Raw genomic sequence first — 12,281 nt, 5'->3', positions numbered from 1 at the left:
GCGGGGCTAACCCGCCCCAAATACGTCCCCAACAAATGCGGTCAGGTCAGACATTTTGCGTATATTCAACCCGGCGCTGCCCCCGACTTTGGATCCTGCGGCGGCAATTGCTGTTGAAAAACCAAGTTTTGCCGCTTCTTTCAACCTGTTTTCGGTCTGACCCACCGGACGCAGCGCGCCCGAGAGGCTAATTTCGCCGAAAACCACCGTATCCGCGGGCAGCGCGACGTCCTCGCGTGCGGATAACAAGGCGGATGCGACGGCAAGGTCGGCGGCGGGCTCTGTGACTTTCATGCCACCCGCCACGTTCAAAAAGACGTCAAGTCCGGCAAACGGGATGCCACAGCGCGCCTCAAGCACCGCTAGAATGGTCGACAGACGCCCCGAATCCAGTCCCACCACCGTGCGGCGCGGGTTGCTGAGGGGGCTGGGCGCGACGAGGGCCTGAATTTCGGTCAGGACGGGGCGCGTGCCCTCGATCCCCGCAAAGACCACCGATCCGGGCGCGGGTTGGCCGCGCTCGGACAGGAACAGGGCGGAGGGGTTCGCGACCTCGCTCAGGCCCGATCCGGTCATCTCGAACACGCCGATTTCGTCTGCGGGGCCAAAGCGGTTTTTGACCGCGCGCAGGATGCGGAATTGATGGCCGCGCTCGCCCTCGAAATAGAGAACCGTGTCGACCATGTGCTCGACGACGCGCGGGCCTGCGATCTGGCCTTCTTTGGTGACGTGACCAACAAGGATCACCGCGATGCCCGTGCGTTTGGCAAAGGTCACCAGTTCATGCGCGGCGGCGCGGACCTGACTGACCGATCCTGGCGCGCTATCGACGGTATCAAGCCACATGGTCTGAATCGAATCGATGATGGCCAGTGCCGGTTGCTCGGCCTCAAGCGTGGTCAGGATGTCGCGCAGGTTCGTCTCGGCGGCCAGCTTGACCGGTGCGTCCGACAGGCCCAGACGTTCGGCGCGCATGCGGACCTGTGCGCTGGCCTCTTCGCCCGAGATATAGACGCACGGCACGCCCGCGCCCGCGAATTTCGCAGCCGCCTGCAACAACAGGGTCGATTTCCCGATGCCGGGATCCCCGCCGACCAACAGGGCCGAGGCAGGCACTAACCCGCCGCCCAATACGCGGTCCAACTCGCCCACACCGCATTCATGGCGGGGTGGCGGGGCCTCGGGCGTGGCAAGGTCCTGAAGTGCGATCTTGCTGCCCCGCGCGCCGCCCAGTGATTGCTTGGACGGGCCAGCGGCCAGCGGTTTTTCCTCGGTGATGGAATTCCACGCGCCACAGGCGTCACAGCGCCCCGCCCATTTCTTGTGGGCGGCGCCGCATTCCGCGCAAACGAAAGATGTCACTGGTTTAGCCATGATGCGTTGATGGCGAACGGGGCGCGGGGATGCAAGGAAATTGGTGGCGGGACCCGCACCGCCCCGCCACCCGTTGCCGACCGGACTAGGCGGGTTCTGGCAACAAACCGCGTTCGCGCGCCATGGTCATGGCGGTGTCTTGGATCATGTCCTCTTGGCCGCCGATCATCTTTTTGCGGCCCAGTTCCACAAGGATATCCCGCGCAGGGACGCCGAACCGGTCGGAGGCGCGTTTGGCGTGCAACAGGAACGTCGAATAGACCCCCGCATAGCCCAGTGTCAGCGCCTCGCGATCCGCGCGCACAACATGGTCCATGAAGGGTACGACGACATCCTCGGCCAGATCCATCAGGGCGAAGGTATCCGCGCCGGTTTCGATCCCCATCCGGTCACAGACCGCCGACAGGACCTCAATCGGGGCATTGCCCGCTCCGGCCCCGAGACCCGCCAGCGACGCGTCGATCCGCGTGGCGCCTGCGCCGATTGCGGCAATGGAATTCGACACGCCCAGACCAAGGTTGTGATGCCCGTGAAAGCCGATTTCGGTTTCCGGCTTCAGGGCGTCGCGCATCATGGTGATCGCCTCACTCACTTCATGGCCCAGCATCGCGCCCGCGCTGTCCGTCACATAGACCGTGTTCGCGCCATAGCTTTCCATCAGCAGGGCCTGCTGAACCAGACCTTCGGCCGTGTTCAGATGCGACATCATCAAAAAGCCGGTGGTATCCATCCCAAGTTCCCGCGCGAACGCGATGTGTTGGGGGGATGTATCGGCCTCGGTGCAATGGGTCGCGACATGGACGGATCGCGCGCCGCACTCATAGGCCTCTTTCAGTTCGGCCATCGTGCCCAGACCAGGGATCAGCAGAACCGAAATCACCGCGTTTTCTAACACATCCGCAACGGCCGAGATATATTCGGCGTTGGAATGCAGGGCGCGCCCGTGCTGGATCGAGTTCCCGCCAAGACCCGCGCCATGGGTGACCTGCAGATAGGGCACCTTGGCCTGATCCAGACCGCGCGCGATTTTCACCATCATCTCGACGGGGATCTGTTCGCGCTTGGCATGCATCCCGTCGCGCAGGGACATATCGTGCAGCTTGACCTTGAGGCCGTTCAGGGGGCTGGTGCTCATTCGGCCATCTCCGGTTTGGGCAGGGTCATCGACCCGTTCAGGATGCGTTCGGCAAACATCTCGGCGGTGCGTGCGGCGGCGGCGGTCATGACGTCCAGATTGCCCGCATAGGTCGGCAGGAAATCCCCAAGGCCCGCGACCTCTAGGAACACGGCCACGCGGTTGCCGTCGAAATCGGGACCGTTGACCAATTTATATCCGGGCACATAGCGCTGAACCTCGGTGATCATTGCGTGGATCGCGGCCGTGATTGCGTCGCGGTCGGGGGTGCCTTCGACCTCGCAATAGACGGTGTTGCGCATGATCAGTGGTGGCTCGGCGGGGTTGATGATCGCCAAGGCCTTGCCCTTTTTCGCGCCGCCCAGTTTTTCCAGCGCGTTCGAGGTCGTATAGGTGAACTCGTCCAAATTGGCCCGCGTCCCCGGTCCCACCGATTTCGAACTGAGCGAGGCGATGATTTCCGCGTAATCGACGGGTTGGACCGAACTGACCGCCGCGACCATGGGGATCGTGGCCTGACCGGCGCAGGAAATCATGTTGACGTTCATCGGGCGGTCCCCCGCCAAATCGCCAAGGTTCACCGGCGGCACGCAAAGCGGCCCGATGGCGGCAGGCGTCAGGTCGATCATCAAAACGCCAAGCGCATTCAACTTGGCGCTGTTGTCCGCGTGGACATAGGCGGATGTGGCGTCAAAGGCGATCTCGATCCCGTCGTCCAGAACATGCGGCAACAGGCCGTCGATCCCCGCGTGGGTGGTTTTCAACCCCTTGTCGGCGGCGCGTTTCAGGCCCTCGGACAAGGGGTCGATCCCGACCATCCAGACCGGTTCCAGAACGTCGGAACGCAGCAGTTTATACATCAGATCGGTGCCGATATTGCCCGACCCGATCAAGGCACATTTGATCTTGCGCATTGGTGGTCCTCCTGTTGGGGATCAGTCGGTAAAGGTGACCGTGATCGACCCCATCTCGTAAAAACGTGCGGTAATCGTGTCGCCGGGCTGGACGGCAACGGCGGCGGTGATTGCACCGGCCATGACAAAGCTGCCCGCGGGCAGGGTTTCGCCCATATCGTCCAGAACGCCGACCAGCATCGCGATGGCCTCGGCGGGGTGGCCCAACACCTCGGCGCCCGCGCCGATCTGGGCGATTTCGCCGTTGTGTTCCAACACCACGCCAACCGTCCGCAGGTCCAGCGCCTCGGGCCGCACCATCCGTCCGCCGGGGATATAGCGGGCGGAGCTGCTGTTATCGGCGATGACGCTTTCCAGATCGAACTTGAACCCAGAAAAGCGGCTGTCGATCACCTCAAGCGCGGGTTGAACGTAATCCGTGGCGGCCATGACCTCGGCCGCGCTGACCTTACCCGACAGGTCGGACTTGGTGACAAAGGCGATCTCGGCCTCGACACGCGGGTGGATCAGATCGCCGGTGGAAATCGCGCTGTTGGCGGGGCGCTCCATCGCGTCGGTCAGAAATCCGACGCCGGGTGTGGACACGCCCATCTGGGCCATCTTGGGCTTGGATGTCAGGCCGGCCTTCCAGCCGATTACGCGCTGTCCGCGCGCCTCATAGCTGTGGCGCAGGGCGGTTTGCACACGGTAGGCATCGCGCAACGACAGATCGGGATAATCCAGCGTCAGTTTGCGGATCGGCGTCGCATAGGTCTGGGCGGTCTCGACACGCTCGGCCAGACGGGCGATGGCGATGTCGTCAAGGACGGTGTTTTGATCGAGGCTCATACCTGGGGTGTTCCTTTGAAATGCATCTCACAGGTGCCGATGTCCGCGATCTCACAGGTGAAATGATCGCCATCCGCGACGGCCAACAGAGGGGCCTGCGCGCCCGACAGGATGATTTCACCGGCCTTTAGCCCGATCCCCAGCGTGCCCAGCGTATTGGCCAGCCACGCCACCGCCATCACGGGGGACCCTTGTACGGCGGCGCCGGCGCCGGTCGCGACGACCTCGCCGTTCTTTTCGATCACCATCCCCGCCAGCGCGAGGTCCAGATCGCGCGGATCGCCCTTGGCCGCGCCCAGAACGAAAACGCCACAGGACGCGTTGTCGGCAACGGTGTCCTGAATGCGGATTTGCCAATCTTCGAACCGCGTGTCGACGATTTCAAAACAGGGTGTCACGTAATCGGTCGCGCGGATCACATCCGTCACCGTCACGCCCGGTCCCATCAGGTCGGATTTCAACCGGAACGCCAATTCCCCCTCCAGCCGCGGCTGCATCAGGGTGCCAAGGTCGATCGTCGCGCCGTCCTCAAACAGCATCGCGTCGGTGACCTGACCGAAATCGGGTTGGTAGACCCCCAACGCATCCTGAATGGCGCGGCTGGTCAGGCCGATCTTTTTGCCGATCACCGTGTCTCCCGCGTTCAGCCGCCGGTCCAGCATCCGCAACTGAATGCGATAGGCGTCTTCGATGTCGCTTTCGGGTTCAAGGACACTGATCTTGGGCGTGGGTTTGCCCGAGATCAGCGCGTCATACAGGGCATCGCCCAACGCATCGGTTCTGGATTGGTCCAGCATGTCTCCTCCGGTCATATCTGACGGGTGCGGGCCGTCATTTGGCGCTAGGGTAGAGAGGGTGCGTGATACGCTCCAATACTTTGCGGGGCCGGTCGTGATACGGGTTTTGCATCGGGTTGGCGGCGCGCGCGATACCGAAACCGTATCGACGAGCCCCGCCAAAAGCATTGGAGCGTATGGCGCGCCCCGCCTAATGTCCGACGCAACTGGATACGGGGGAGGACGTTATGAAAACCCATCAGCTGTTTATCGATGGCACCTATCGCGATGCGCGCTCGGGGCGGACCTTTGACAAGATTTCCCCGTCGACGGGCCTAAAGATCGCCACCGTGCACGAGGCCCTTGCCGAGGATGTCGATGACGCGGTGAACGCCGCCGCCGCCGCCCTGCGCGGGGAATGGGGGCAGATGCCCAAGGCCGTGCGCTGTGATCTGTTGATGGAGCTGGCCAACGCGATTGCCGCGCGCACCCCCGATTTCATCGAGGCCGAGGTGGCCGATACCGGTCACACCCGCCATTTCGCGGAAAAGGTCGAAATCCCGCGTGGCGCGGCGAATTTCCGGATCTTTGCCGAGATGCTGAAGCACACGGGTGGGGAATATTACCACATGGATACGCCCGACGGGACCGGCGCGGCGAACCTAGAACTGCACCGTCCCAAAGGCGTGATCGGCGTGATTTCCCCGTGGAACGCGCCGTTCCTGTTGATGACATGGAAGGTTGGGCCGGCCTTGGCCTGCGGCAACACCGTGGTTGTCAAACCGTCCGAGGAAAGCCCCGCCACCGCGACCCTGTTGGGGGAGGTGATGAACGCCGTCGGCATCCCCAAGGGCGTTTATAACGTCATCCACGGGTTCGGTCCCGAGAGTGCGGGCGAATTGCTGACCCAACACCCCAAGGTCGCAGGCATCACCTTTACCGGCGAAACCCGCACGGGCGAGGCGATCATGAAACAGGCCGCTGTGGGCCTGCGCGATGTGTCGTTCGAACTGGGCGGCAAGAACCCCGCGATCATCTTTGCCGATGCCGACATGGATAAGGCGATCGAGGTCACCATGCGGTCCGTCTTCGCCAACACCGGTCAGGTCTGTCTGGGGACCGAGCGCGTCTATGTCGAACGTCCCGTGTTCGACGAATATGTCGCGCGTCTGAAAGCAGGGGCCGAGGGTCTGAAACAGGGCGGCCCCGAAACCCCCGGCGCGACCATCGGCCCGCTGATTTCCGATGAGCACCGCCAAAAGGTTCTGGGATATTATGACAAGGCCCGCGATCTGGGCGCGACCGTCGTGACCGGCGGCGGCGTGCCGCTGTTCAACGATGAACGTCAGGGCGGCTTTTTCGTCGAACCCACGATTTGGACCGGTCTGCCCGAGGATAGCCCGATTGTGCGCGAGGAAATCTTTGGCCCGTGCTGTCACATCACCCCGTTTGACACCGAGGACGAGGTGATCGCGATGGCCAATGACACGTCCTATGGTCTGTCGGCGACGATCCTGACCGAAAACCTGTCGCGGGCGCACCGTGTCGGCGCGCGGATTGAGGCCGGTTTGATCTGGGTGAACTCGTGGTTCCTGCGCGATCTGCGCACATCGTTCGGCGGTTCGAAATCGTCGGGCATCGGACGCGAGGGCGGCGTGCATTCGCTGGAGTTCTACACCGAGCGTTCGAACCTCTGTCTGAAACTGTGATGCGGCAGCGCGCCGCTTGCACGGTGGCGCGCGTGGGCGCACAGTGACCCCATGATGGGCACAAACATGAACCTGAGACAGCTGCGATATTTTATCGCCGTCGCCGAAGAACTGCATTTCGGACGGGCGGCCGAACGTCTGCACGTCAGTCAGCCGCCCATCACCCGCCAGATACAGGCGCTTGAGGAAACCTTGGGCGCGCAACTGTTCATCCGCACGCCGCGCGGGGTGGAACTGACACAGGCGGGGGCGCTGTTTCTGGATGAGGCGCGCAATATTGCCGCGCTGCTGGAGCAGGCCGCCGATCGCGTGCACCGCGCCGCCGAGGGCAGTTTGGGTCGCCTCGATATCGCGATTTTCGGCACCGCGATCCTAAGCCTGATCCCGCGCATCATTCTGGAGTTCAAACGCCGCTATCCCGAGGTCAAAATCGTGATGCACGCGCAGGACAAGCTGGGCCAGATCGCGGGATTGCAGAACCGGTCCTTGGACCTTGGGTTCAACCGGATGCTGGCCCCCCAACCCGGTCTGGTGATCGAAGAGCTGAGCACCGAGCCATTGCTGGCCGTCCTGCCCGATCCGGGGCCGTGGTCGGGTCGTCAGAGCGTCGCCTTGCATGAACTGTCTGGCGAGCCGATGCTGCTCTTTCCGGCCAGTCGCGCGCAGGGCTTTGTCGAGATGGTGACGGGCCTTTGTCATGAGGTGGGGTTCGCCCCGAACGTCGCGCAGGTGGTCGGGGACGGGTTGACCGCCATGGCCCTTGTCGCGGCGGGGTTCGGCGTGTGTCTGGTCCCCCAATCCATCACCAGCGTGCGCATGGACGGGGTGATCTGTCTGCCCCTAGAGGACCCGCCGAAATCCGCGCGGGTCGATATTTCCTGCATCTACCGCGAAGGCGATAGTTCGCCATTTCTGGCCAATTTTCTGGACGTCGCGCGGGAATTGTCCGTCTAAATCCCTGATTTTGCGCGCATTCATGTGTGCGCAAACCCGATGCCGCATCGGTATCAAGACGGGGCCTAAATGGTATTTGATTGCATCGCGCGCCTTGGGACATGGTGCCTTATGCCCGCGCAAATCCCGCAGCGGGACGCGCTAAACGCAAGAGGAGCCGAGATGCCTGTCATCCACATCCACCTGATGGAAGGTCGCACGACCGAACAGAAACAGGCGTTGATGCGCGAGGTCACGCGCGCAGCGGTCGATAGTCTGGGCGTCAAACCCCAATCCGTCCGCATTCTGTTGCAAGAACTACAGTCGGGTCATTTTTCGGTCGCTGGAGAGCCGAAATATGCCGACACCGAACCTGCTGTGACGGGGGCCGCGAACGGCCATTACCCCAAACCCGTTAGCAGCAATTGATCGCCACCCGTTCAGGGTTTGAGGGAGGAAACCATGAGCTTTCAAGAACAAATCCACGACGTTGCCCAATTGGCAATGGTCGAACTCTTCACCCCCAAGTTTGAGGAATCCCTGTGGTTCTTCCACGATGTCTTGGGCATGACCCCGACCGAGGACGATGGCACCTCGTGCTATCTGCGGGCGTATGAAGATCGCTATCACCACTCACTGAAACTGACCCGCGCGGATCACGCGGGTGTTGGCGTTGTCGCGTGGCGCGCGTCGTCGCCGCAGGCGCTTGATCGTCGCGTGGCCGAGATTGAGGCATCGGGCAAGCCCGGCCAATGGGTCGAGGGTCACAAGGGCTATGGCCGCGCCTATGAATTCGCGACGCCCGATGGCCACAAACAACACCTGTTCTGGGACGTCGAATACTTCCAAGCAAGCGCGGATCAGAAATCGAAACTGTTGTCGCGTCCGCAAAAGCGTCCGCTGCGCGGTGTGCCCGTGCGCCGGATCGACCACATCAACCTGTTGGCCTCGGACGTGACCGAAAACGCCAAGTTCATGCAGGATACGCTGGGCTTTCTCAAACGCGAAAACGTTGTCTTTGGGGGCCAAGAAGAGCTGGCGTGCTGGCTGTCGGTTAGCCCGCTGGTACATGAGGTCGCGTTCACCAAGGATCAGGCCGGTCCGGGCAACCGTCTGCACCATCTGGCGTTCTGGTATGGCAATCAGGGCCAGATGCTGGACCTTGCCGATATTCTGATGGAATACGATGTACACGTCGAGGCGGGCCCCGCCAAACACGGCATTTCACAGGCCTATTTCATGTATGTCTACGAACCCGGTGGGAACCGGATCGAACTGTTCGGGGACACCGGCTACCTGATTTTCGATCCCGAATGGAAAACCCTGACCTGGACCGAAGAGAACTTTTTCAACGGCGGTGGCGTTTGGTACGGGGGCGAGTTGCCGCAGGACTTTTTCGTCTATGGCACGCCCTTGGTTGAGGCCGCGATGGAGGCCGCTGGCGAGGCGACCGAACAGGTCAGCGAACCGGCGGAATAATCCGCGCCGATAGCAAATGATCCGACCGGCCCCGGGCATCCCCGCGGGCCGGTTGTTTATTTTGTGGGTTTGGTCATCAGGCTGATCGCGAAAGACACCAGAACACATCCGGTGAACAGGTAGAGCCCCCAAGCGGTCGCAATGGACCCGACGCCAATGCCTTTGCCCGCGATGATATAGAGCGCGATCAGGAACACATCCGCCATCGACAGGCGCGCGGCGTGGATCAGATAGGGTTTGAACCGCGCGGGCAGCTTGCCGAACTGATAGGCGGTCAGGGCCACGGTTTTCCCATAGGGCAACACGACCGCGAACAGGGTCACGAGGGCGGCTAGAAAGATGTCTTCGCCCCAAAGGTCCAGCAAGCCGGATAGGATGGAAATCTCGGTGCCGCCAAAGAACGGGATCAGTTTCGCGCGCAACAGGGGCGCGGCCCATGCAATCGGGAACAAAACCAACAGGGCCATGTTCACCGCGCGCAGCACCCTATCGCACCGCCGCAATCGGCCCTGTGGCGCGGCCATGGATGAACTGATCGACGTAGGGATCACCGCTCTGGTCAAGATCGGCGATGGGGCCGGTCCATTTGATCACGCCCTCATGCAGCATCGCCACATTGTCCGAAATCGCGCGCACCGATGACATGTCATGAGTGATCGTCATGGCGGTCGCACCCATCTCGGTCACGATTTCGCGGATCAGATCGTTGATGACCCCCGCCATGATCGGGTCAAGGCCGGTGGTCGGCTCGTCAAAGAAAATCACCTGTGGGTCGGTGGCAATGGCGCGGGCAAGGCCCACACGTTTCTGCATCCCACCTGATAGTTCGGCGGGAAACAGGTTCGCCACATCGGGCGTAAGGCCCACGCGGCGCAGCTTTTCAATCGCGATCTCACGCGCCTCGGCCTTGGGGCGTTTCAGGTTGCCACGCAACAGGCGAAAGGCGACGTTTTGCCAGATCGGCAGGCTGTCGAACAGGGCGGCACCTTGGAACAACATGCCAAAGCGCTCTAGAAACGCCTCACGTCCATCATCGGTCATCGGGGCGCCGTTGATGCGGATTTCACCCTGATCTGGCGTCACAAGGCCAAGGATACATTTCAACGTCACGGACTTCCCCGTGCCCGACCCGCCGATGATCACCGTACTGGTGCCCGTCGGGACGGTCAGGTTTACGCCGCGCAGCACATGTTTCGACCCGAATGATTTGTGGATGTCGTTCAGTTCAATCATGCCGCAAAGAACACCTCGGTCAGGACATAGTTCGCGGCAAGGATCAGAACCGACGCCGCAACCACCGCCGATTTGGTGGCGCGCCCGACGCCTTGGGCCCCGCGCCCCGAGTTCATGCCGTAATAGCATCCCGTCAGCGCGATCAGGAAACCGAACACCGCGCCTTTGACCAAGCCCGATCCGACGTCCCAGAATTCAAGATAGGTGACCGTGTTCTGCAGATAGGTCGAGGCGTTGAACCCCAACTTGCCTGTCCCGACCAGATAGCCGCCAAAGATGCCGATGATGTCCCCGACGGCCACCAGAACCGGCACGGTCAGGGTCGCGGCCAGAACGCGCGGCGCGGTCAGGTATCGCATCGGGTCGGTGGACAGGGTGACCAAGGCGTCGATCTGTTCCGTGACCTTCATCGTGCCGATTTCGGCGGCCACAGAACTGGCCACCCGCGCGGCGACCATCAGACCGCCAAGCACGGGGCCAAGTTCGCGCACCATGCCGATGGCAACGATTGAGGGCACGACCGATTCCGCCTGAAACCGGCTGCCGCCTGCATAGATTTGCAGGGCCAATGCCGCGCCGGTGAACAGCGCGGTCAGGCCGACGACAGGCAGGCTAAAATACCCGATGGTCAGCAGCGCGTGCCAGAATTCGCGCACATAAAACGGCGGGGTGAAAATCGCGGCGACCGCACGGATCATGAACAGGGCGGCGCGCCCGATGGACGCCATGGTGCCCAAAGTGACGCGGCCAATCCCGCCAAGCGTGCGGGCCACGGCCATTACGCCGCCCCTTGGCAATAGCGGCGCGAATAACGTCCACCAAGCGAGGTCAGGATTTCATAACCGATGGTGCCTGCAGCGTCGGCGACGGTATCCACGGACTGTTCATCGCACAGCAGGAACAGCGATTTGGGAACGGTGTTCAAATCGGTGATGTCGACAGTGATCAAGTCCATCGAGACCCGCCCGACAAGGGGGCAGGCGACGCCGTCGTGGTACATGTTGATGTTGTTGCTCATCGCGCGGATGACGCCATCGGCATAGCCTGCGGCGACGGTGGCGATGGTGCGCTGATGCTCGGTTGTCCATGTCTTGCCATAGCCGACAAATTCACCCGGTTCGACCACACGGGTCTGGATCACGGGGAAGGACAGGTGCGCAACGGGGCGCGCGTCGGCAAACGGCAAACCGCCATAAAGGCCCACGCCCGGACGGGTCACGTCAAAGTGGTAATCAGGGCCCAGCAAGATGCCGCCCGTCGCACTGAGGGACCGTGGCACGTTCACGCCGTCGGTCATGGCGCGGAACATGTCCAGTTGCGCACGGTTCGCGGGGTCATCCGGTTCATCGGCGCAGGCGAGGTGGCTCATGATCAGGCGCGGACCGGCGGTGAGGGCGATGTCGGCGACGGCGGCCCACTCGGCGGGCTCCATCCCTAGGCGGTTCATCCCGCTGTCCAACTGAATGCCGAACGGTTTGCCCGGCAGGGCCTCAAAATGGCGGGTCAGCTGTTCCAGTGAGTTCAGCATCGGCGTCAGGCCCAGATCGCCGATCATATCCGTGTCACCGGCCATATGCCCGCCGAACACACAGATCTCCGGTCCTTCGCCCAGCTCTTGGCGCAGGGACGCGCCCTCTTCGGCGGCGGCGACAAAGAACTTGCGCGCCCCCGCTTGGGCCAGCGCGCGCGCAACGCGCCCCGCCCCAAGGCCATAGCCGTTCGCCTTGACCACGGCACCGGTTTCCACCGACGCGCCCGAGGCCGCATCCAACGCACGCCAGTTGGCCACCAGCGCATCGAGATCAATTTTCAGATGTCCTGTTCCCATGGCGTTGGTTTGAACAGCCCCCGTTCGCAGGTCAAGTGGGAAAAACCGCGCCCCCGTGGTGTGGGGGTGCGG

At 62.4% G+C, this 12,281-nt stretch carries 13 protein-coding genes; 4 read left to right on the top strand and 9 right to left on the bottom strand.

Annotated elements, in window-relative coordinates; translation table 11 throughout:
• Positions 1-6 precede the first annotated feature (6 nt).
• The 5 genes from radA to R1W00_RS12345 all read right to left on the bottom strand — a co-directional run bounded on the left by radA (position 7) and on the right by R1W00_RS12345 (position 5,048).
• Complete coding sequence (gene radA / locus R1W00_RS12365; protein ID WP_317263061.1) at positions 7-1,374, bottom strand: DNA repair protein RadA; 1,368 nt, start codon at positions 1,372-1,374, stop codon at positions 7-9.
• Between the two features lie 85 nt (positions 1,375-1,459).
• Complete coding sequence (dmpG, locus tag R1W00_RS12360; RefSeq protein ID WP_317263060.1) at positions 1,460-2,509, bottom strand: 4-hydroxy-2-oxovalerate aldolase; 1,050 nt, start codon at positions 2,507-2,509, stop codon at positions 1,460-1,462.
• Positions 2,506-3,423: an acetaldehyde dehydrogenase (acetylating) gene (locus tag R1W00_RS12355; RefSeq protein ID WP_317263059.1), complete on the bottom strand. Its 918-nt coding sequence runs from the start codon at positions 3,421-3,423 to the stop codon at positions 2,506-2,508. The genes dmpG and R1W00_RS12355 overlap by 4 nt, the downstream gene beginning before the upstream one ends.
• A gap of 21 nt (positions 3,424-3,444) precedes the next feature.
• A complete protein-coding gene (gene dmpH, locus R1W00_RS12350) occupies positions 3,445-4,251 on the bottom strand; it encodes a 2-oxo-3-hexenedioate decarboxylase (protein WP_317263058.1) in 807 nt (268 codons plus the stop codon).
• On the bottom strand, positions 4,248-5,048 hold the full coding sequence (locus R1W00_RS12345; protein WP_317263057.1) for a fumarylacetoacetate hydrolase family protein: 801 nt from the start codon (positions 5,046-5,048) through the stop codon (positions 4,248-4,250). The genes dmpH and R1W00_RS12345 overlap by 4 nt, the downstream gene beginning before the upstream one ends.
• Before the next feature lie 227 nt (positions 5,049-5,275).
• Between R1W00_RS12345 and R1W00_RS12340 the strand changes: the two genes are divergently transcribed.
• The 4 genes from R1W00_RS12340 to R1W00_RS12325 all read left to right on the top strand — a co-directional run bounded on the left by R1W00_RS12340 (position 5,276) and on the right by R1W00_RS12325 (position 9,148).
• Complete coding sequence (locus R1W00_RS12340) at positions 5,276-6,736, top strand: 2-hydroxymuconic semialdehyde dehydrogenase (protein ID WP_317263056.1); 1,461 nt, start codon at positions 5,276-5,278, stop codon at positions 6,734-6,736.
• 66 nt (positions 6,737-6,802) lie between these two features.
• Complete coding sequence (locus R1W00_RS12335) at positions 6,803-7,690, top strand: LysR substrate-binding domain-containing protein (protein WP_317263055.1); 888 nt, start codon at positions 6,803-6,805, stop codon at positions 7,688-7,690.
• Between the two features lie 69 nt (positions 7,691-7,759).
• On the top strand, positions 7,760-8,098 hold the full coding sequence (locus tag R1W00_RS12330; RefSeq protein WP_317263054.1) for a 2-hydroxymuconate tautomerase: 339 nt from the start codon (positions 7,760-7,762) through the stop codon (positions 8,096-8,098).
• Between the two features lie 33 nt (positions 8,099-8,131).
• A complete protein-coding gene (locus tag R1W00_RS12325) occupies positions 8,132-9,148 on the top strand; it encodes a catechol 2,3-dioxygenase (protein WP_317263053.1) in 1,017 nt (338 codons plus the stop codon).
• 56 nt (positions 9,149-9,204) lie between these two features.
• Here R1W00_RS12325 and R1W00_RS12320 read toward each other — a convergent pair whose 3' ends face one another.
• Genes R1W00_RS12320 through alr form a run of 4 tightly spaced genes read right to left on the bottom strand, consistent with a single transcriptional unit; the run spans position 9,205 to position 12,209 of the window.
• Entirely contained in the window at positions 9,205-9,615 is a 411-nt protein-coding gene (locus R1W00_RS12320; RefSeq protein WP_317263052.1) for a paraquat-inducible protein A, read from the bottom strand.
• 19 nt (positions 9,616-9,634) lie between these two features.
• Entirely contained in the window at positions 9,635-10,381 is a 747-nt protein-coding gene (locus R1W00_RS12315; RefSeq protein ID WP_317263051.1) for an ABC transporter ATP-binding protein, read from the bottom strand.
• Positions 10,378-11,160, bottom strand: a complete 783-nt coding sequence (locus R1W00_RS12310) for an ABC transporter permease (RefSeq protein WP_317263050.1) — start codon at positions 11,158-11,160, stop codon at positions 10,378-10,380. Before R1W00_RS12310 ends, R1W00_RS12315 begins: the two co-directional genes overlap by 4 nt.
• Positions 11,160-12,209 carry an alanine racemase gene (gene alr / locus R1W00_RS12305; RefSeq protein WP_317263049.1) on the bottom strand — a complete coding sequence of 350 codons (1,050 nt, stop codon included), beginning with the start codon at positions 12,207-12,209 and terminating at the stop codon, positions 11,160-11,162. Before alr ends, R1W00_RS12310 begins: the two co-directional genes overlap by 1 nt.
• Positions 12,210-12,281: the final 72 nt, after the last annotated feature.

It is taken from the genome of Rhodovulum sp. FJ3 (genome assembly GCF_032918305.1).
GTDB lineage: Bacteria > Pseudomonadota > Alphaproteobacteria > Rhodobacterales > Rhodobacteraceae > SAT37.
This window is presented reverse-complemented; position numbering and strand designations above follow the sequence as displayed.

What these genes read in the sequence shown, in the direction of transcription:
- R1W00_RS12310 (WP_317263050.1), bottom strand. Translation starts at nt 11,160, where the DNA reads ATGGCCGTGGCCCGCACGCTTGGCGGGATTGGCCGCGTCACTTTGGGC.
- dmpG (WP_317263060.1), bottom strand. Translation starts at nt 2,509, where the DNA reads ATGAGCACCAGCCCCCTGAACGGCCTCAAGGTCAAGCTGCACGATATG.
- R1W00_RS12325 (WP_317263053.1), top strand. Translation starts at nt 8,132, where the DNA reads ATGAGCTTTCAAGAACAAATCCACGACGTTGCCCAATTGGCAATGGTC.
- R1W00_RS12355 (WP_317263059.1), bottom strand. Translation starts at nt 3,423, where the DNA reads ATGCGCAAGATCAAATGTGCCTTGATCGGGTCGGGCAATATCGGCACC.
- R1W00_RS12335 (WP_317263055.1), top strand. Translation starts at nt 6,803, where the DNA reads ATGAACCTGAGACAGCTGCGATATTTTATCGCCGTCGCCGAAGAACTG.
- R1W00_RS12330 (WP_317263054.1), top strand. Translation starts at nt 7,760, where the DNA reads ATGGTATTTGATTGCATCGCGCGCCTTGGGACATGGTGCCTTATGCCC.
- R1W00_RS12315 (WP_317263051.1), bottom strand. Translation starts at nt 10,381, where the DNA reads ATGATTGAACTGAACGACATCCACAAATCATTCGGGTCGAAACATGTG.
- radA (WP_317263061.1), bottom strand. Translation starts at nt 1,374, where the DNA reads ATGGCTAAACCAGTGACATCTTTCGTTTGCGCGGAATGCGGCGCCGCC.
- R1W00_RS12345 (WP_317263057.1), bottom strand. Translation starts at nt 5,048, where the DNA reads ATGCTGGACCAATCCAGAACCGATGCGTTGGGCGATGCCCTGTATGAC.
- alr (WP_317263049.1), bottom strand. Translation starts at nt 12,209, where the DNA reads ATGGGAACAGGACATCTGAAAATTGATCTCGATGCGCTGGTGGCCAAC.
- R1W00_RS12340 (WP_317263056.1), top strand. Translation starts at nt 5,276, where the DNA reads ATGAAAACCCATCAGCTGTTTATCGATGGCACCTATCGCGATGCGCGC.
- dmpH (WP_317263058.1), bottom strand. Translation starts at nt 4,251, where the DNA reads ATGAGCCTCGATCAAAACACCGTCCTTGACGACATCGCCATCGCCCGT.
- R1W00_RS12320 (WP_317263052.1), bottom strand. Translation starts at nt 9,615, where the DNA reads ATGGCCCTGTTGGTTTTGTTCCCGATTGCATGGGCCGCGCCCCTGTTG.